Consider the following 20,212-nt stretch of genomic DNA (forward strand, 5'->3'; position numbering starts at 1 on the left):
GCGAACGAAGCAGGGGCTTTTGTGATGGTGTAAAGCAATCTAATTATACAAGTCTTTTCTTGAAGCGCAGGGCTAGGAGCTACTATTAAAATTTGTTCCCGTTCTCCGCTGTATCCTTACGCTGCGCTTCAGGGATGCCGCTACGTCCGGGGCTAGAAAGTTCATTTTCTGCAAGGAAAGCAAAATCTCCCTCATGGCAATCCAGGGAATCTTTGAGTGAAAAGTACTTCTGTCTCTGCCATCTAAACCCGATATACGCGAATGCTGGTTCCTTCAACCAGCAGCAGCATTAGCGGGACTAGCCCCAACCTAAGAACTACTGCAAAGCTTTCCAAAAAAAGAAAGGGAACCAAGATTTCTGTTATTTAGACATTAGTAGCCTTTAAACACAAATACCGCTCTGATTTAACAGAACAGTATTTGTGCGCTATCCCGTAAAAATTTAGTGTAATGCTATAATCTACGAGCGATAACCGTTGTATTCTCGGTATAAGTTTCGCCGTTCTTACTTCCAATACTTGATTTATCACCATTAACGGTATATTTTACCTGCACATCATCTATTGTATTCTGATTATTTCCTAGCAAATCTTTGAAATAAAAAATAGCGTGTAAACTACCGTCTTCTTTAAATTCTAAAGTTGGCCTTGGACTTTCGTCTTTGGTATCGTCCTGATCTTTTCCTGTATTTTCGAAATTAGTGATCATATATGATTCAATTTGCCATTTACCGATAATAGAATTATTTTCAGACTCAGTTTTTTTGCAAGCTGTTAAATTAAATATCGCCAAGATGGCAAATGATAATAAAAGTTTTTTCATCGTTTAAGAAATTTCTGTTTTGAACAATGCACTTAAAGGATTGATTTTGGTCGTGTTTTGGGCATCCTGTGCTTTTGCACAAAAGAAAGTTATGGCCGCAGTGGCACATAGAAAGAGCTTTTTCATTAATTTGATTAGTTTGTTTTGAGTAGCAAAAGTAGATTTAATATTATTGTTTCCAAATAAAAAAATCCCGCTCTGATTTAACAAAACGGGATTGATATTATTTTCATCCAGACCTCGGGATTCCGACTCTGGACTTCAGACTATTAAAGCGCTGCCTTAGCCGCAGCTTCAGCCCGAATAATATTTAGTGCGCCGCCAGCTTTAAACCACTCAATTTGTTGATCATTATAACTGTGGTTAACCGGGAATTGCTCCTGGGTGCCATCAGCATGGTGTAATACTAATGTTAATGGTTTATCTGGAGCAAATTCTGTTAAGCCTAAAATATCGATGGTATCATCTTCCAAAATTTTGTCGTAATCATCTTTATCTGCAAAGGTTAAACCTAACATACCTTGTTTCTTCAGGTTAGTTTCGTGGATACGGGCAAAAGATTTTACCAATACAGCACGAACACCTAAATGGCGAGGTTCCATAGCGGCATGTTCACGTGATGAGCCTTCGCCATAGTTTTCGTCGCCAACAACAATAGATCCTAAGCCGGCAGCTTTATAATCACGTTGCGTTGCTGGAACCGGGCCATATTCACCTGTTAATTCATTTTTAACGTTATCTGTTTTATCGTTGAAATAATTAACCGCCCCAATGAGCATATTGTTAGAAATGTTATCTAAGTGACCACGGAATTTTAACCATGGACCAGCCATCGAGATATGATCTGTTGTACACTTACCTTTGGCTTTGATTAAAAGTTTTAAACCTTTTAAGTCGGTACCTTCCCAAGGGGTAAATGGATCTAACAATTGTAAACGGTGTGAAGTTGGAGAAACCAAAACCTGAACGGATGAACCATCAGCTGCCGGTGCCTGATAACCTGCATCTTCTACAGCGAAACCTTTTGTTGGCAGTTCAAAACCTGTAGGCGGATCTAATTTAACCTGTTCGCCTTTATCGTTTGTTAAGGTATCGGTTAATGGATTAAAGCCTAGATTACCTGAAATTGCAATTGCAGCAACCATTTCTGGTGAAGCCACGAAAGCGAAAGTATTGGGATTTCCATCTGCACGTTTAGCAAAGTTTCTGTTAAACGAGTGTACGATCGTATTTTTTTCTGCTTTTTCTGCCCCGGTACGGTCCCACATCCCAATACATGGTCCGCAGGCATTGGTAAAAATTGTTGCGTCTAAATCTTCGAAAGTTTTTAGGAAACCATCACGGTCTGCAGTATAACGTACCTGTTCAGATCCTGGATTGATCCCGAATGCCGATTTGGTTACCAAACCTTTTGCAATAGCCTGGTTTGCGATAGATGCTGCTCTTGATAAATCCTCGTAAGAAGAGTTGGTGCAGGAACCGATCAATCCCCATTCTACTTTTAAAGGCCAGCCATTTTTCTCTGCCTCCACTTTCATCTGCGAAACCGGAGTAGCTAAATCTGGTGTAAAAGGGCCGTTTAGGTATGGCTCTAAAGTATCCAGATCGATCTCAATAACCTGATCGAAATAGTTTTCCGGATCAGCATAAACTTCAGCATCACCTGTTAAATATGCTGCAATTTTGTTTGCTTCATCAGCAACTTCATTTCTGCCTGTGGCACGTAAATAACGTTCCATACTTTCGTCATAACCAAAAGTAGAAGTTGTTGCGCCAATTTCGGCGCCCATGTTACAGATGGTGCCTTTACCTGTGCAGCTCATTGAGGTGGCACCATCGCCAAAATATTCTACAATTGCACCAGTACCGCCTTTTACGGTAAGGATACCCGCAACTTTAAGAATTACATCTTTAGCGGCAGTCCAGCCGTTTAATTTTCCTGTTAATTTTACGCCTATTAACTTAGGGAATTTAAGCTCCCAAGGTAAACCCGCCATTACATCGCAGGCATCGGCGCCACCAACTCCAATAGCAACCATACCCAAGCCGCCTGCATTTACAGTGTGTGAATCGGTTCCGATCATCATTCCACCTGGGAAAGCATAATTTTCTAAAACTACCTGGTGAATAATACCTGCTCCTGGTTTCCAGAAACCGATACCGTATTTATTCGATACAGAAGATAAGAAATCAAAAACTTCGGCACTTTCTGTTTTGGCATGAGGTAAATCTATTGCTGCACCTTCTTTAGCCGTAATTAAGTGATCGCAGTGAACTGTAGAAGGTACAGCCACTTGTGGGCGACCAGCCTGCATAAATTGCAATAGTGCCATCTGAGCTGTTGCATCCTGCATCGCAACACGATCTGGTGCAAAGTCTACATAGTCAGAGCCACGTTTAAACGCCTTTTTAGGATCTCCATCCCAAAGGTGTGTATACAATATTTTTTCAGATAATGTTAAAGGTCTGCCAACCACTTTACGCGCCGCCTCAACGCGGCTGCCAAAGTTTGCATAAACCTTTTTAATCATGTCTATATCAAAAGCCATACTTTATTTTTTTTTAAAATTATTGTCAATTACAACACTAACTAAATTAAACAATTTTTAATATACTTATTTTTAAGATTTGTCAAATTATGTTATTTAAAACCATTCTATTCAATTGTTGGTGTAAATAAAAAGGCTATCCGATTATCGGACAGCCTTCGTGCTTTATTAACAAAAAATATGTTTATTTGTTTCTTATTGTTTTGTAGAAATAGGCGTAAACTTGGTTAAGTTGATCCCTTCTACCGCTGTTTTATATTCCTCAATGCTTGGAATACGACCTAAAATAGCAGAAAGAACCACTACCGGTGTAGATGCCAATAAAGACTCTCCTTTTTTACCATCTTTATCTTCCACCACCCGGCCCTGGAACAAACGGGTTGATGTAGCCATTACAGTATCGCCTTTGGCCGCTTTCTCCTGGTTACCCATACAAAGGTTACAGCCCGGACGTTCTAAGTACATGATGTTCTCATATTCGGTACGCGCTGCAGCTTTAGGTAAAGCATCGCTGAACTCGAATCCAGAGTATTTTTGTAAGTATTCCCAATCGCCTTCTGCTTTCAGCTCATCGATGATATTGTAAGTAGGGGCCGCAACTACCAATGGTGCTTTGAATTCTACTTTACCAGTTAGTGTCTCTACGTTTTTCAACATCTGAGAAACGATTTTCAAGTCGTCTTTATGTACCATACAAGAACCTACGAAACCAAGGTCTACTTTTTTATCGCCACCATAAAAAGTTAAGTCTCTGATGGTATCATGCGTATAACGTTTAGAAACATCTGCATTGTTTACATCCGGATCGGCAATCATTGGCTCGTTGATGATATCCAGGTCGATAACTACTTCTGCATAGTATTTGGCATTATCATCTGGCATTAAAGCTGGCTTGATACCGGTTTTAATTTCTTCAATACGTTTGTTTGCTTTGTTAATCAATCCTTGTAAAACCTGGTTATGGTTGTCCATACCCTTGTCTATCATGATTTGAATACGGTTTTTAGCAATTTCTAACGATTGGATCAAAGTATCATCTTGCGAAATACAGATAGATGCTTTTGCTTTCATCTCTGCTGTCCAGTCGGTAAAGGTAAAAGCCTGATCAGCCAATAAAGTACCGATGTGTACCTCGATGATCCGGCCCTGAAATACGTTTTCGCCATCAAACTGTTGCAACATTTGCAATTGTGTCGCATGAACTACATCACGGAAATCCATGTGTTCTTTCATTTGACCTTTGAATGTTACTTTTACCGACTCAGGAATTGGCATAGAAGCCTCACCAGTTGCCAATGCCAATGCTACCGTGCCAGAATCTGCACCAAAAGCTACACCTTTAGACATACGTGTGTGCGAATCACCACCGATGATAATCGCCCACTCATCAATAGTAATGTCGTTCAATACCTTATGAATAACATCTGTCATTGAATGATATTCGCCTTTAGGGTCGCGGGCAGTAATCACACCGAAGTCATTCATGAACTTCATCAATTTCGGGATGTTTGCCTGCGCTTTTTTGTCCCAAACAGATGCGGTATGACAGCCAGATTGATAAGCGCCATCCACAATCGGAGAAATAACTGTAGCAGCCATTGCTTCTAATTCCTGAGCGGTCATTAAACCTGTTGTATCTTGAGAACCTACAATATTTACTTCTACACGAACGTCAGAACCGGCATGCAAAACCTTGCCCTGTGTTAAACCTACCGCATTTCTATTGAAGATTTTTTCTACCGCCGTTAAACCTTGACCTTCAATAGACACCTCTTTAGCAGGGGCGAATACTAGCGAAGGTTCGATAGCCAAAGTTTTAGCTGCAAAAGTTTGGATTTTTTTTCCAAAAACGATAGCGTAAGAACTACCAGCTTTGATAAATTCCATTTTTTGCGGTGTCAACGCTTTTGAAATGTCGATCAGTTCTTGATCTCCATTGTATAATTTTTTAGTTTTTGTATTAATGGTAAGTACTGTACCCGTTTCTATAGAATAAACCTGCTCTAAAACCGGCTCGTCATTTTCGTTACGTATAACATTGCCATTTTCGTCCGTTTTCTTTACCCAGTTTTTTAGGTCGATACCAATACCGCCTGTTACATCAACTGTTGTTAAGAAAATTGGAGAAATGCCATTGGTGCCACCTACAATTGGAGCTATGTTCACAAATGGAATATAAGGACTGGATTTTTTACCCGTCCAAAGTGCAACATTGTTTACACCAGACATACGTGAAGAACCTACACCCATGGTACCTTTTTCAGCTACCAACATTACACTTTTATCGGGGTGTTGCGCTTGCAATGCTTTAATTTCCTCCTGAGCCTCTGGCGTAATCATGCATTTGCCATGCAATTCGCGATCTGAACGAGAGTGTGCCTGGTTACCTGGAGACAATAAATCTGTAGAAATATCGCCAATACCGGCGATAAAAGTTACCACTTTGATTTCTTCCGGTACTTCGGGAAGGTTAGTAAAGAATTCAGCTCTGGCATAACTTTCTAAAATTTCTTTAGCGATGGCATTGCCATTGTTGTAAGCTTCTTTTAAACGATCGGTATCTGCATCGTATAAGAAAACCTGTGTTTTAAGTACATCTGCAGCTTTATGGGCTTTATCACCATTATCGGCCAGCGCAATGTCTAACAACACTTTGATAGAAGATCCACCCTTCATGTGCGATAACAATTCGAAAGCAAAATCAGGTGTGATTTCTGCAACGATAGTTCCGCCTAAAATAATTTCTTTTAAAAATTCTGCTTTTACACCAGCAGCTCCGGTAGTGCCCGGCAAGGTGTTGTATATGAAAAAATTAACAGCATCTGCCCTGTTAAAATTATTTACATTTTTGATTTGATCGATGATTTCACTCAGTAATTCTGCTCCATCAATAGGTTTAGGGTGAAGACCTTGAGCTTTTCTGTCTTCAATCTCCTGGATATAATCGTTATAAATACTCATCTTAGCTATTTTATTCTTTTTGTTATAAGATTGTGCAACAAGATGTACACCCGCTTTTTACAAAAAAGAATACTGTTTTTTATATTAATTTGCGTTTACTGAGCCAATAGGACCCAATTTTTTGGTTAAAACAAAAATAGCAAAAAACAACCCTTAAATGTAATTTAGGCAGGCGATTAAACAATTTGGAATTATTCTAAACAAGAAAAAAAGAAGCGTATTAAAGGTCATAAAAACACATAAATTGAGTTGTTAATCAAAGCATTTGTTATCATTAACGTCATAGAAAAAACCAAGGCTTTTAGCTTTATAATTGCCTGATGTATCAATGCAAACCTTAAAAGGTTCTGTTTTTACGGTACAGTTGTGAAACTTAACTAAATAGAACTCATAACCGTTTTTAACCGTTTTGTACGAACCTCCAATCGGCTGGCTGTAATCTATAGAGAGTCCTCTCGTACTGGCAATTAATAAGCTTTCTTCGATACTATTTATGTTGCCAATAAACTTGATGAGTTGTTTTTCGTTTATGACTAATTTTACACTATCATTTTCGAGGTAGACAATGTAATAATATCCATGTAAGATTTCATTCTTGAAACCAGATTTAGGTAGGTTAAACTTAATATTCATGATCTTTGATATTTCGCCATTAGCTTGAATAACCTCCGTCTCTGCATTAATTTTTTCAGGAAAATCTTGACGAAAACATACCCAATGCTCAAATTTTTTATCAGGTTGAATAGCCCTAATTAGTGCTTCGGTTGCATTCAGCCCCGGCGGGATTTTTTCAAAACCTTGTTCAGCCTTTCTGTTGCATGATAACAGTAGTAAAGAAGTAATAAAAAGATAATATCTTGTCAGTTTATAGAACATATGACTCTTTAACTGATGATGGATAATAATAGGCTTTTCCATAACCGTTCGTTATCGGACAGATTTGTGCGATTTTGAACAGTTATCTGTTTTTAAATATATTAATTTATTGATATTCAGTTTTTTATGGTGTGTTTAGCGCCTTGGCATAAGATTAGCTTAAGGCTAAAGCGTTGAAAATGAAAAACCTTTTTCAGTAAAATAAGCCAATACTTTAGGAAGTGTGTAAGATAACCGGTCGAATGCTTTTAAACTATCATGAAATACAATTATAGAACCATTTTCGGTATGTTTAATCACGTTTTGATAACATTTTTCGGGCGAAAGCTTAGTGTCGAAATCGCCGCTGAGTACATCCCACATTACGATTTTTAGTTCTGAGATTTGAGATTTGAGATTTGAGATTTGCGACTTCTTAATTCTCCCGTATGGTGGACGAAACAGATCGGTTTGTGTAAGTTCCTGGCATTTTAGTGTATTTTGAAGGTAGGTTTCATCATCGGTTTTCCAGCCTTTTAAATGATTGAAAGTATGGTTGCCAATGGCATGTCCGTCGTTTTTTACACGTTCAAAAACTTCGGGGTGTTTTACAATATTATCGCCAATGCAAAAAAATGTAGCTTTAGCATTAAAGACTTTTAAAGTTTTTAATACAAAATCTGTAACATTGGGTATGGGTCCATCGTCAAAGGTCAAATAAATAACTTTTTCGGTGCGGGATTTATTCCATAATAGTGATGGATAATACCATTTTAGCAGAAGCGGTGATTTGATCAGGTACATTTTAGCTACAAAGTTACTAAATGCCTGTACAGATTGAAATTATTAAAGTTGTTTATATAGATTTGAAACAAATTATGAAGATGTTTACCAAGAAGAAGTTAGTTACCGGTTTTGCTTTTGTTATTGCGCTCGGTTTTGCCAGTAATGCTAATGCCCAGCAAGTTTTAACCATTCAACAGGCAGTAGATAATACCCTTAAAAATAATTTGCAGATCAAACAGGCAGCATTTAGTGCTGCTTTAAGCAATGAAACGTTAAGTCAATCTAAAAATGCGCTTTTACCAACGCTTAATGGAGCGGCAAGTTATAATAAAAACTTCGGTCGTAGCATCGATCCATCAACCAATCAGTTTATTTCACAACAATTTTCGTCAGCCAATGGTAGCTTAAGTGCAAGTGCCGATCTTTTTCAGGGCTTTCAGAAAATAAACCAGATCAGACAGAATAAACTTTTGCTTGCTGCCGATCAAACCAATGTAGAGAAAATCAAAAACGATTTAATTTTACAGGTGGTAACCTCGTACATGCAGATTCTGTATAATAAAGATTTATTGGCAGCTTCGCAACAACAGTTAGATGTAGCTAAACAGACCTTAAAAAGGGAGCAAGCTTTGTTAGATGCCGGTAATAAAACCTTAGCAGATATTTCGCAGGCAAAATCTCAGGTAGCTACTGCCGAGTTAAATACTACAAATGCTCAAAATACATTATCGGTATCTTATTTAACTTTAAATCAATTGATGGAAATGCAACCGGAAAACAGGTTTGAAGTAAAGGCACCTGTTGTTGCAGAAAACTATTCTTTGCAGAACAGTTATGATATTAATACAATTTTTACCAGTGCGGTAACCAGTTTCCCTGATATTAAGTTAGCATCATTAAGAACTGAAGCTGCATTAAGAGGAGTTAGTGTTGCAAAGTCGTCTTATTACCCAAGACTATCAATCGGAGCTGGTTTAGGATCTAATTTTTCAAGCGGTAGAAGTAAGGTAGTTTCTATTACCCCAAATGGATTCTCTGAAATTGGAAGAACCTTAACCACTAACGAATCTGTTGTTGCGCCGGATTTTGTAACTGTTTTAGGCAAACAGGCATTTGGTTCGCAGATAGAAGATAACTTTAACCAATATATTGGATTAAATCTTTCTATTCCTATTTTTAATGGCTTCCAGGCAAGAACAAATGTTAGAAAAGCAAAAATTAATTATCAGAATACACAGGTACAGGAACAACTTACCAAGAATAATTTAAGTAAGGTAATTTCTCAGGCTGTGTATGATTTAAAGGCCGCAGAAAGCCGTTATTCTTCAACGCAGAATGCATTTCAGGCGCAAAAAGATGCCTTTTATGTAATTGAGCAGCGTTATAATGTTGGTTTGGTAAACTCATTAGATTATAGCACGGCTCAAACCAATAGAAATAAAGCGGAGATAGATTTTATCCAGGCTAAATATGATCTTTTGTTCAGGGCAAAAGTAATTGATTACTATTTAGGCAAAACGATTACTTTCTAAGCTTAATACTGGAAGAATAGGGTGCAACTTTAAAACGTTTCAACCTTAACATATAACTTTAATACAAACAAACGAAATACAATAAATTATGAAACTGAAGCATATTATTATTACCGTAGTTGCTATTGTAGCCCTTCTAGTGATATTAAAACTGGCCGGAGTTATTGGTGGTAATAAGACCGAAAAAGTAACTATAGAAAAAGCATCAGATAAAACTGTTGTAGAAACAGTAACCGCAAGTGGTAAAATACAGCCAGAAACAGAAGTTAAATTAAGTTCTGAAGTATCGGGAGAGGTAGTAGAATTAAAGGTAAAAGAAGGTGATATTGTTAAAGCAGGCCAATTGCTTTGTAAAGTACGTCCGGATGTTTTGCAATCGGGCTATGAAAGAACAGTTGCTACCTTCAATGCCCAAAGGGCCAGTGTGGCTGCAGCGCAACAGCAATTGATACAAAACCAGGCTAACTTTGTAAATGCAGAAGCAACTTACAAACGTAATGTAGAGCTTTTTAATAAAAAGGTAATTTCTGCATCAGAGTTCGATGCTGCTAAGGCGGCTTATCTAACTGCTAAAGCAAATTTGGCCAGTGCAAAAGAAAATGTAACCGGTGCTAAATTTACTTTAGAGCAAACAGGGGCAAATGTTAAAGAAGCAGGTGCAAACTTAGCAAAAACAACAATTTATGCTCCGGTTGATGGTGTGGTTTCAAAATTGTCAATCGAATTGGGAGATCGTATTTTAGGAACTTCGCAAATGGCAGGTACAGAAATTATGCGTATTTCTAACCTATCATCAATGGAGGTTAATGTTGATGTTAACGAAAACGACATTACCCGTGTTAAAGTTGGCGATAAAGCTTCGATTGAGGTTGACGCTTTCTCAGATAAAAAATTTAGAGGTGTAGTAACCGAAATCGCAAGTTCATCAACAGCTGTTGGCACTGCGGTATCTACTTCAGTGGATCAGGTAACCAATTTCTCTGTAAAAATCAGAATTACTGAAGAACTAGCCGGTAAACAACAATCTATTTTCCGCCCGGGCATGTCTGCTACCGTTGATATCGAAAGCGAATCGTTAACAGGTTTGGCTATTCCAATTCAGGCTGTATTTACCGATAGCGGTAAATCTGGCGATGCTGGTCAAAACCAGGGTAACCAGGAAAACACCGATAAGCAGAAATCTAAATTGACCGATAAAAAAGTGAAGCAATATATTTATGCTTATGATGCTAAAACTAAAAAGGTTAAAAAGACAGAGGTAACCACAGGCATCCAAAATGACCAGTTTATTATCGTGAAATCTGGTGTTAAAGCTGGCCAGGAAATTGTTACCGGCCCTTATTCTGCCATCCAAAACAAATTAAAAGACGGAATGATTGTAGAAAAAACATCTAAAGACCAATTGTTTAGCAAAGACGCTAAGAAGTAGCCTTTTTAGGCGCAAGGTTAAAGGTGTGAGGTGTAGGGTTTTGCCTATTCACCTCACACTTTTTATCGTAAATATCTACAAGAAATAGTAACTTGCGAGCTTGAGACGTAAGATTTTGGATGTGGGATATGGTTCTTCTGCCTAAACTTTACATCTTTTACCTTGAGCTTTAGTACGTAGGACATAATAACCTTATGTCTTTTACCTTAAGCCTTATACCTCTTTAAAACATGGTACCTAAAATAGCAATGATTGGGGGCGGGAGCTGGGCTACTGCCATTGTTAAAATGCTTGCAGATAATTTATCTGAAAAGGAGATTTTTTGGTGGATGCGCAACGAGGCAGCCATAGCGCACATTAAAAAGTTTAAACATAACCCTAATTATATCAGTTCTGTTGAGATTAAACTTACTCAGGAAGACCATATCTCTTCAGATATCAACTCTATCATAAAATCTGCCGAATTTGTAATTCTAAATGTTCCTGCAGCATTTTTAAAAGACACTTTAACTTCCATCACTGCCGAAGATTTAAAGGGCAAAAAAATCATTTCAGCCATAAAAGGTATAGTACCCGAAGATAATCTGATTATCGGCGAGTTTTTGCACGAAACTTATAATATCCCATACGATGATATTTTAGTGGTAAGCGGACCATGCCATGCCGAGGAAGTAGCTTTAGAAAAATTATCATACCTAACCATAGCCTGTACCGATGTAGAAAAGGCATCAACTTTCGCTTCATTTTTAAATACCCGTTACATTAAAACAAACGTATCAGACGATATTTTTGGGACGGAATATGCTGCGGTTTTAAAAAACATTTATGCAGTAGCCAGTGGTATTTGTCATGGCATAGGTTATGGCGATAACTTTCAGGCCGTGTTGATCAGTAATGCCATCCGTGAGATCAAACGCTTCGTTGATGTCGTTCATCCCATCAACAGGGATATTATGGAGTCGGCATATCTTGGCGATTTGTTGGTTACAGCGTATTCGCAGTTCAGCCGCAACCGTACGTTTGGTAACATGGTAGGGAAGGGTTATACCGTAAAATCGGCTCAATTGGAGATGAATATGGTGGCCGAAGGTTATTATGCGGTTAAGTGTATGCATATTAAAAATCAGGCGTACAATGTAGATATGCCAATTTGCAAGGCGGTGCACAGTATTATTTATGAAAACCGTTCGCCACATATCGAAATGAAATTGCTGGCTGAGAAATTAAATTAATGTCAACCTGAGGGAATTTATTTCATAAAAATCAACATATATTACAGGAGAATTTAAAACAATAAATTTCCCCAGATTATCGTCATTGCGAGAAGGCTTTTTCAGCCGACGAAGCAATCTTACAACGATCGCTACTAGCGTGCGCATTAAGATTGCTTCGTTCCTCGCAATGACGACCCTTCTTAATAGATCTGTCAATGGCAGCCCAGTCGAGGGGGCATCTATTTAATTTATCAGCCTCTGGAAGTCTTCGACTAGGCTCAGACTGGCAACCGCTCTACTTAAATTTGATGCGAGCTTCATGTTTCCTTGCAGCCGGTAGCTGTTTAGCCCTGGGCGAAGCGGCATCCCTGAAGCGCAGCGAAAGGATACAGCGAAGAACGGGAACAAATCTTAATAGTTGCTACTGCCCTTGCGCTTCAAAAAAAACAATTTAATTCTTTTGTAAAGCAGGTTTGGTGCTTTTCGGTTAGGGCAGTCCTTCTTTTCGCTATTATCTTTTTGCGATCCGTTAGTGGGGATTTTTTTGGCAGTGCAACAAAAAGGATAACCGCTACAATAAGGTTTATTTAACAGGAGGCAGTACAAGAAAAAACAAAAAAATCATTCTTACTAAACGAAAAGAACTAATTAGGCGTTTTGTATTTCTTGCAGCAACAAAGTGATTAGCCCCGGGCGAAGCGGCATCCCTGGAGCGCAGCGAAAGGATACAGCGGAGAACGGGAGCAAACGTTAATAGTTGTATTGGCCCTGCGCTTCAAAAACAAATCATTATTTTTTTTGAAAAGTAGATTAGTTCTTTTTGATGTATGCTAACTAAAACAAATCAATTGATCAACTGTTATCACTTAAATAAAATATAGCTGTCATGAAAAAGAAATTAGTAATGGGTTTATTAACGCTGGCCTTATTTGGAGGTGCAGCCTTAACCGTAAATGCTCAAGAAAAGAAAAAAACTGAAGTTGGTAAAGCATTAGATCATACCGGTAAAGCAATTGGTAAAGGTGCTAAATCTGTAGGCAATAAAACTGCCGAGGTAGCAGTAAAAGGCAGTTCGAAAGTTGCAGATAAAACCTGGAAAGGTAAAATGGCACCAGATGGATCTGATGTTTATATTAATGCCAAGAATGAAAAATATTATGTAAACTCGAAAGGTGCTAAAATTTGGTTAAAGGCCAGCCAGATTAAAAATAGACCTGAGCCTAAGAAATAGAAGAATGTAATTTAAAGAAGTCAAGTTTTTAAAACTTGACTTCTTTTTTATAAACAAAACGGGTGGTTTAATCTAAACTATAGTTCCGTATAAATCGAAATCTTCAGCCCTGTCTATCTTCACATTAACAAAACTTCCGTTAGCAGCATAACCTGTAGCTGCATCGATTAAAACTTCGTTATCTACCTCAGGCGAGTCGAATTCTGTTCTGCCTACAAAGAAATCGCCTTCTTTTTTATCTACCAGCACCTTAAAGGTTTTGCCTACTTTTTCCTGATTAATATCGAACGAAATACCTTGTTGTATTTCCATAATATCATCAACACGTTGTTGTTTAACTTCATCTGGAATATCATCAATCAAAGTATGTGCATGCGTTTTTTCTTCATGCGAATACGTAAAGCAGCCCAAACGGTCGAATTTGGTTTCTGCAACCCATTCCTTCATTTCTTCGAAATCATGTTCAGTTTCGCCAGGATAACCGCAGATTAGCGTGGTACGCATGGCGATGTTTGGTACCTTATCACGGATCTGATTGACTAAATCGATGGTTTTTTGTTTAGTGGTACCACGGCGCATCGATTTCAGCATATTATCGGTAATGTGCTGTAATGGCATATCCAGGTATTTGCAGATATTATCGCGCTCGTTCATGGCATCTAAAATTTCCATAGGGAAACCTGAAGGGTAGGCGTATTGCAAACGGATCCATTCGATTCCGGGAACATCCGATAAACGACGCATCAACTCATCTAACTTGCGTACACCATAAAGATCTAAACCATAATAGGTAAGATCCTGAGCAATTAAAATTAGTTCTTTTGTGCCGTTTTTAGCTAGTATTTTAGCCTCGTTAACCAGTTCTTCCATTGGTTTACTCAGGTGTTTGCCACGCATTAAAGGGATGGCACAGAAAGAACATGGACGGTTACAGCCTTCGGCAATTTTAAAATAAGCAAAATGAGAAGGAGTGGTGAGCAAACGCTCGCCAATAAGTTCGTGTTTATAATTGGCACCTAACTCATGTAAAATATTCTGTAGATCGTTGGTGCCGAAAAAGGCATCAACGTTGGTAATTTCTGATTCCAGTTCGGGTTTGTAACGTTCAGATAAACAACCTGTAACCACTACTTTGCCAATTTTACCGGCTTCTTTTAGTTCACTGAACTGTAGAATGGTATCGATCGATTCTTGTTTAGCATTATCGATAAAACCGCAGGTATTGATTACAACGATATCATCTTTGCCCATCTTGTCTGATTCGTGCACAACATTTAAATTGTTGCCACGCAGTTGCCCCATCAATACTTCCGAATCGTATATGTTTTTTGAACAACCTAATGTAATTACATTAATTTTGGGTTGCTTAATTGCGCTTTTACTTCTTACTATTTTGGTATTCATATTGTGTATGATTCCACCGATTATTAACGATTTCGATGATTAATCTTATGATTGGGTTAATAGATTAAGGGTTTTGATGCCTATTTTGCTGTTAAATAGATAACCGTTTTACCTCACAGCTTGTGTTGCCAAAGTTAATCAATAATCCCGTTTTAATTTTGCTCGCTTTTAAGTATGATATAAGTTGACTTTGAAATAACTTAGGTTGATATCCTGTAACCGATTTTAATTCTACAATTACTTTATTTTCAACAAAAAGATCACATCTAAATTTTCCTACAACAATGTTCTCAAATACAACACTGAATTCTTTTTCTGCCGTGTAATTTAAACCTGCTTGTTGAAGTTTAATTTTTAGCGCATTAACGTATATTTTCTCCAGAAATCCCGGATCTAACTGATTATGAACTTCATAACAACAGCCTATAACGGTTTGTGTTAAGGTGTCTTTTTCATATTCGATCATATATAAATCTATATAAAATCTATGAAATGCACTAATCGGTGTAATCACTTAAATCGGTGGAATCAATCACGAAGTGTTACTTAAACAAACTGTTCACAAACTCTTTCTTATCAAAAAGCTGTAAGTCGCCAATTTTTTCTCCTACGCCAATATATTTAACAGGAATCCTGAACTGATCTGAAATTCCGATTACTACACCACCTTTTGCTGTTCCGTCTAATTTTGTAATAGCCAATGCATTAACATCGGTAGCTTCGGTAAACTGTTTGCACTGTTCAAAAGCATTTTGTCCGGTAGAGGCATCTAATACCAATAAAATTTCGTGCGGTGCACCTGGCACTACCTTTTGCATCACCTGTTTAATTTTACCCAACTCGTTCATCAAACCGATTTTGTTGTGTAAACGTCCGGCAGTATCAATAATCACTACATCCTCGTTGTTGGCAACAGCCGATTGTAAGGTGTCAAAAGCAACTGAAGCAGGATCAGAACCCATAGCCTGTGCTACAACCCTCACACCAACGCGTTCGCCCCAGAGTTTAATCTGGTCAACGGCCGCAGCTCTAAAGGTATCGGCAGCACCTAATACTACTTTAAGTCCCGATTCTTTAAGTTTATGCGCCAGTTTTCCGATGGTAGTGGTTTTACCAACACCATTTACGCCAACCACCATAATTACATAAGGTTTATGATCGCCGTATTCGAACTGGCGGAAATCGTTACTGTTGTTTTCGGATAAAAGCAACTGGATTTCATCACGCAGGATAAAATTTAGCTCTGAGGTATTGAGGTATTTATCTTTGGCAACACGTTCTTCGATACGTTTGATAATTTTTAATGTAGTACTTACACCAACATCAGAAGTAACCAAAACTTCTTCCAGATTATCGAGCACTTCATCATCAACAGAAGATTTTCCTGCTACAGCTTTGGTAATTTTATTAAAGAAACCGTCTTTAGTTTTCTCTAAACCTTTATCCAGTGCTTCCTGAGCTTCAGGTGCAGTTTCTTTCTTTTTGAAAAAATCGAATAAACCCATTAGTTATTTTTATGTTTTTTTAGGAAATCGGTAGGTGTTTGTGTAGGTATTTTACTGGCGGTGAAATCTTTTGTATTCCTGGTTATAATAAGATCAATCTGATTTAGTTCTGCAGCAGCATTTTGTACTGCATCTTCAAAATCTGAAAAATTAGAATGGATTGCGAAGATGATTGTATCTTTATTAATGCCAAGAATATTTATTGTACTTATAAGCGTAAGAAGAATGTCTATTGTTTTAGCGTGACCTATATTTTTTTTGCAGATGTAATATATATCAGTAAAAGTTGATGCTAAAATGAACCCATTTATATTTATATCATCAACTTTGTTCAGTGCCTCGAAAGAATCATCAAAAAAAGGTTCTCTTTTGAGACTTATATCTATAAAAATATTGGTGTCAAATAGAATATTCATTTACTTATGCTTGTCCATAAGATAGTCGTATTTAGCCTTATCCGGATCAATCCCTTCCAATACTCCCGAAAATTTGTCAAGAAAATCTTTCATCTTATTTTTTGGTGCGTTTTGAATCACTTCATCCAAAATAATTACTTCAACTTCTTTATTTTTTATATCAAATCCGTCAGGAACAACAATAGTTCCGTTTTCAGAAACTTTTGCTTTAAACTTATACGCTTCCATGGTTATGCTTTTTTCAAAGATAATCAATTATTTCCTAACGTAAATTTCACTAACAAAAAAAGCCCTTCCGGTTAAAACGGAACGGCCTTTAATATTTTTAATATTAAAAAATATTAACCTTATTTAGATGCAATAGCATCTTTTACGTGGTCGTTGTGTACGATAAGTTCTTTGAATGAGTAAGCACCGGTTTTTGGTGATTTTACCATTGTAATTACTTTCGAATATTCTTTACCTGTACCTGTTTTAAGGGTTGCAACTACTTTCTTTGCCATGTTCTTATAATTTTAATTATTAGATTTGAGATATCAGACATTAGATTTGAGACTTGCAAAATGCTTTAGTCTTTAAGCTTTGGTCTTTTATTCTTAACCTATTTAATTTCTTTATGTACGGTTACTTTTCTCAATACTGGATTGAATTTTTTCAATTCTAATCTTTCAGTAGTGTTTTTACGGTTTTTGGTAGAAATATATCTAGACATACCTGGCATGCCACTTTCTTTATGTTCAGTACATTCTAAAATAACCTGAACTCTGTTACCTTTTTTTGCCATTTTAATATAAATTGAAAACTGTTAATCTCAACAGTTAATGTTTTTTACAAAAATCCTTTTTTTACGAAACGGTTAATTGCTTCGCTAATGCCCACTTTATTGATGGTTTTAATCGCTGAAGTAGAAACTTTCAACGTAATCCAACGGTTTTCTTCAGGAATATAAAATTTCTGAAGTTGTAGGTTTGGGTAAAATTTGCGTTTGGTTTTAACGTTTGAGTGAGAAACGTTGTTACCTACCATTGCTTTTTTTCCTGTTAAATCACAAACTCTTGACATGACTTGTAAATATAGTTGTTAATATCGTCCGCTTAATTTTTTTAAGAGTGTGCAAATATCTGAATAATAATTGTAAACAGCAATAGCTTAGCTAATTATTTTTATAATAATATTTATGGGCGGAAAAGGTTTGTGCAATGTTTGTTAATGCCAAATCTTAAATTCTTCATATATTAAAATAAATTTTCGGGATCAAACGTTTGATATTCATTTTGATACGATTAGACTGTTTCTCCTTATTATTATTTATTTAAATTAGCCCCCACTAATCCAAAATATAGAACGAGCAATGCAAATTACATCTTTTAAGCAATACGAAGAAGATTATAAGAAAAGCGTAGAAAACCCAGAACAATTTTGGGGCGAAGTGGCGCAAAACTTTCAATGGCGCAAGCCTTGGTTCAAAGTATTATCCTGGAACTTTAACGAACCAAATATCAAGTGGTTCGAAGGCGCTAAACTTAATATTACCGAAAATTGTTTAGATCGGCACTTAGCCACCAATGGAGATAAACCTGCTATTGTTTGGGAACCTAATAATCCTGAAGAAGAAAGTGTTACTTATACTTATAAAATGTTGCACGAGCGCGTTTGCCGTTTTGCCAACGTTTTAAAACGTAATGGCGCAAAAAAGGGCGATCGTATCTGTATTTATATGCCCATGGTGCCCGAGCTGGCTATTGCTGTTTTGGCCTGCGCAAGAATTGGTGCCGTTCACTCAGTTATTTTTGGTGGATTTTCTGCTAAATCTATTGCCGACAGGATTAACGATTCGCAATGTAAAGTAGTGATTACGGCCGATGGTTCTTATCGTGGCAATAAACAGATTCCTTTAAAAGATGTAATTGACGATGCCTTGATTGGTTGCCCAACTGTTGAAAAATGTATTGTGTTAACCCATATCCGTACACCTGTTTCGATGTTGAAAGGCAGGGACGTATGGTGGGAAGATGAGGTTAAACACGTAAACGATATCTGCGAAGCGGAAGAAATGGATGCAGAGGATATGCTGTTCATTCTCTATACCTCGGGCTCTACCGGAAAACCCAAAGGCGTGGTGCATACCTGTGGTGGTTATATGGTTTATGCAGGTTATACTTTTTCGAATGTATTTAACTATCAGCCTGGCGAGGTTTATTTTTGTACAGCCGATATTGGCTGGATTACCGGTCACTCTTATATTGTTTATGGGCCGCTTTCGCAAGGGGCTACTTCGGTTCTTTTCGAAGGGATTCCTACTTACCCTACACCATCACGTTTTTGGGATATTGTAGAAAAACATAAAGTAAATACTTTATACACTGCGCCAACGGCTATCCGCTCTTTAATGAGTTATGGTGAAGATCCATTAAACGGGAAAGATTTAAGCTCAATCCGCGTTTTAGGCTCGGTAGGGGAGCCGATCAACGAAGAAGCATGGCATTGGTTCGATGAGAAAATCGGGCACGGTAAAGCGCCTATTGTTGATACCTGGTGGCAAACGGAAACGGGAGGCATTATGATTTCGCCCATTGCTACGGTAACACCAACCAAACCTAGTTTTGCTACATTGCCTTTACCAGGAATTCAGCCAATTTTAGTTGATGAAAATGGTAATGAAATTGAAGGGAATGGGGTAATGGGAAATCTTTGTATCAAATTCCCCTGGCCGGGCATGTTGCGTACCACTTACGGCGATCACGAACGTTGCAAGCAGACTTATTTCTCTACTTACGAGAATCTATATTTTACTGGTGATGGCTGTTTACGTGATGAAGATGGTTATTATCGAATCACAGGTCGTGTTGATGATGTATTAAATGTTTCTGGACATAGAATTGGTACCGCTGAGGTAGAAAATGCGATTAATATGCATGCTGGTGTGGTAGAAAGCGCAGTTGTAGGTTATCCGCACGATGTAAAAGGGCAGGGCATTTACGCTTTTGTAATTTACCCTGAAATGCATGGGGAAGCAGAATTATCTAAAAAAGATATTTTACAAACGGTTACCCGGGTAATTGGGGCAATTGCCAAGCCTGATAAAATATTGTTTGTTTCTGGTTTACCCAAAACACGTTCGGGCAAAATTATGCGCAGGATTCTGCGTAAAATTGCCGAAGGAGATACAACTAATTTAGGCGATACTTCCACGCTGCTTGATCCAGGCGTGGTAGAAGAAATTATAGCGGCTGCGAAGAAACTTTAATTTAAATGAAAGATAAAAGAAATGCCCCAGATTTTCTGAGGGCACTGAAAAAGTCTTCCATTTATGAGTCGGCTTAAAAAACGACCAAGTAAAACATGTTTTTACTTGGTCGTTTTTTTTATTTACCAAAAATCACATCTGCACAGATTGAATGTTCATCGTACGATTTGCAGGAACGAGTTATTAATATGGGTGTTTTTATGCAATTTTGAGATTAACTGATCAGTTTTAGTATTCTTTTCAAGTTCACTGTAAATATTG

The 20,212-nt window shown here is 37.6% G+C and carries 19 protein-coding genes; 5 read left to right on the top strand and 14 right to left on the bottom strand.

All coding sequences use genetic code 11. The features are described 5' to 3' along the window. Positions 1–453 precede the first annotated feature (453 nt). From ACTJKN_RS18010 to ACTJKN_RS18035, 6 genes are all read right to left on the bottom strand, one after another. Complete coding sequence (locus ACTJKN_RS18010) at positions 454–822, bottom strand: hypothetical protein (RefSeq protein WP_440827139.1); 369 nt, start codon at positions 820–822, stop codon at positions 454–456. Between the two features lie 3 nt (positions 823–825). Continuing rightward, a complete protein-coding gene (locus ACTJKN_RS18015) occupies positions 826–948 on the bottom strand; it encodes a hypothetical protein (RefSeq protein WP_440827141.1) in 123 nt (40 codons plus the stop codon). A 143-nt stretch (positions 949–1,091) separates the two neighbouring features. Beyond that, complete coding sequence (locus ACTJKN_RS18020) at positions 1,092–3,371, bottom strand: aconitate hydratase (RefSeq protein WP_440827142.1); 2,280 nt, start codon at positions 3,369–3,371, stop codon at positions 1,092–1,094. 195 nt (positions 3,372–3,566) lie between these two features. Beyond that, complete coding sequence (locus tag ACTJKN_RS18025; RefSeq protein ID WP_440827144.1) at positions 3,567–6,332, bottom strand: bifunctional aconitate hydratase 2/2-methylisocitrate dehydratase; 2,766 nt, start codon at positions 6,330–6,332, stop codon at positions 3,567–3,569. Positions 6,333–6,584: 252 nt separating this feature from the next. Then, positions 6,585–7,250 (bottom strand): hypothetical protein, encoded by a 666-nt coding sequence (locus ACTJKN_RS18030; protein ID WP_440827146.1) that lies wholly within the window; start codon positions 7,248–7,250, stop codon positions 6,585–6,587. A 123-nt stretch (positions 7,251–7,373) separates the two neighbouring features. After that, on the bottom strand, positions 7,374–7,991 hold the full coding sequence (locus ACTJKN_RS18035; protein ID WP_440827148.1) for a polysaccharide deacetylase family protein: 618 nt from the start codon (positions 7,989–7,991) through the stop codon (positions 7,374–7,376). A gap of 20 nt (positions 7,992–8,011) precedes the next feature. Between ACTJKN_RS18035 and ACTJKN_RS18040 the strand changes: the two genes are divergently transcribed. The 4 genes from ACTJKN_RS18040 (at position 8,012) to ACTJKN_RS18055 (ending at position 13,379) form a co-directional block, all read left to right on the top strand. Continuing rightward, on the top strand, positions 8,012–9,505 hold the full coding sequence (locus ACTJKN_RS18040; RefSeq protein ID WP_440827150.1) for a TolC family protein: 1,494 nt from the start codon (positions 8,012–8,014) through the stop codon (positions 9,503–9,505). A gap of 88 nt (positions 9,506–9,593) precedes the next feature. Continuing rightward, the gene (locus ACTJKN_RS18045) at positions 9,594–10,934 is read left to right on the top strand and encodes an efflux RND transporter periplasmic adaptor subunit (RefSeq protein ID WP_440827152.1); all 1,341 of its coding nucleotides are present in this window, start codon (positions 9,594–9,596) and stop codon (positions 10,932–10,934) included. Between the two features lie 230 nt (positions 10,935–11,164). After that, positions 11,165–12,166, top strand: a complete 1,002-nt coding sequence (locus tag ACTJKN_RS18050; RefSeq protein ID WP_440827154.1) for an NAD(P)H-dependent glycerol-3-phosphate dehydrogenase — start codon at positions 11,165–11,167, stop codon at positions 12,164–12,166. Positions 12,167–13,034: 868 nt separating this feature from the next. Continuing rightward, the gene (locus ACTJKN_RS18055) at positions 13,035–13,379 is read left to right on the top strand and encodes a hypothetical protein (RefSeq protein WP_440827155.1); all 345 of its coding nucleotides are present in this window, start codon (positions 13,035–13,037) and stop codon (positions 13,377–13,379) included. A gap of 72 nt (positions 13,380–13,451) precedes the next feature. Here ACTJKN_RS18055 and rimO read toward each other — a convergent pair whose 3' ends face one another. The 8 genes from rimO to rpmB form a co-directional block, all read right to left on the bottom strand. Continuing rightward, positions 13,452–14,783: a 30S ribosomal protein S12 methylthiotransferase RimO gene (rimO, locus tag ACTJKN_RS18060; protein WP_440827156.1), complete on the bottom strand. Its 1,332-nt coding sequence runs from the start codon at positions 14,781–14,783 to the stop codon at positions 13,452–13,454. Between the two features lie 91 nt (positions 14,784–14,874). Next, a complete protein-coding gene (locus ACTJKN_RS18065; RefSeq protein ID WP_440827157.1) occupies positions 14,875–15,249 on the bottom strand; it encodes a GxxExxY protein in 375 nt (124 codons plus the stop codon). A gap of 76 nt (positions 15,250–15,325) precedes the next feature. Then, positions 15,326–16,288: a signal recognition particle-docking protein FtsY gene (ftsY, locus tag ACTJKN_RS18070; protein ID WP_029276206.1), complete on the bottom strand. Its 963-nt coding sequence runs from the start codon at positions 16,286–16,288 to the stop codon at positions 15,326–15,328. Beyond that, complete coding sequence (locus tag ACTJKN_RS18075) at positions 16,288–16,704, bottom strand: type II toxin-antitoxin system VapC family toxin (protein WP_440827158.1); 417 nt, start codon at positions 16,702–16,704, stop codon at positions 16,288–16,290. The genes ftsY and ACTJKN_RS18075 overlap by 1 nt, the downstream gene beginning before the upstream one ends. Then, a complete protein-coding gene (locus tag ACTJKN_RS18080; protein WP_116250259.1) occupies positions 16,705–16,932 on the bottom strand; it encodes a hypothetical protein in 228 nt (75 codons plus the stop codon). It lies immediately after the preceding gene. Positions 16,933–17,051: 119 nt separating this feature from the next. Next, positions 17,052–17,207, bottom strand: coding sequence for a DUF4295 domain-containing protein (locus ACTJKN_RS18085; RefSeq protein WP_010599808.1), 156 nt, complete (start codon positions 17,205–17,207; stop codon positions 17,052–17,054). Between the two features lie 98 nt (positions 17,208–17,305). Next, positions 17,306–17,488: a 50S ribosomal protein L33 gene (rpmG, locus tag ACTJKN_RS18090; protein ID WP_010599807.1), complete on the bottom strand. Its 183-nt coding sequence runs from the start codon at positions 17,486–17,488 to the stop codon at positions 17,306–17,308. 44 nt (positions 17,489–17,532) lie between these two features. Next, complete coding sequence (gene rpmB / locus ACTJKN_RS18095) at positions 17,533–17,766, bottom strand: 50S ribosomal protein L28 (protein ID WP_025145121.1); 234 nt, start codon at positions 17,764–17,766, stop codon at positions 17,533–17,535. Positions 17,767–18,055: 289 nt separating this feature from the next. On the opposite strand from rpmB, the gene acs reads away from it, so the two are divergent. After that, positions 18,056–19,951 carry an acetate--CoA ligase gene (gene acs, locus ACTJKN_RS18100; RefSeq protein WP_057932078.1) on the top strand — a complete coding sequence of 632 codons (1,896 nt, stop codon included), beginning with the start codon at positions 18,056–18,058 and terminating at the stop codon, positions 19,949–19,951. Positions 19,952–20,212: the final 261 nt, after the last annotated feature.

This window comes from Pedobacter sp. 22163 (assembly GCF_052045595.1).
Taxonomy (GTDB): domain Bacteria; phylum Bacteroidota; class Bacteroidia; order Sphingobacteriales; family Sphingobacteriaceae; genus Pedobacter.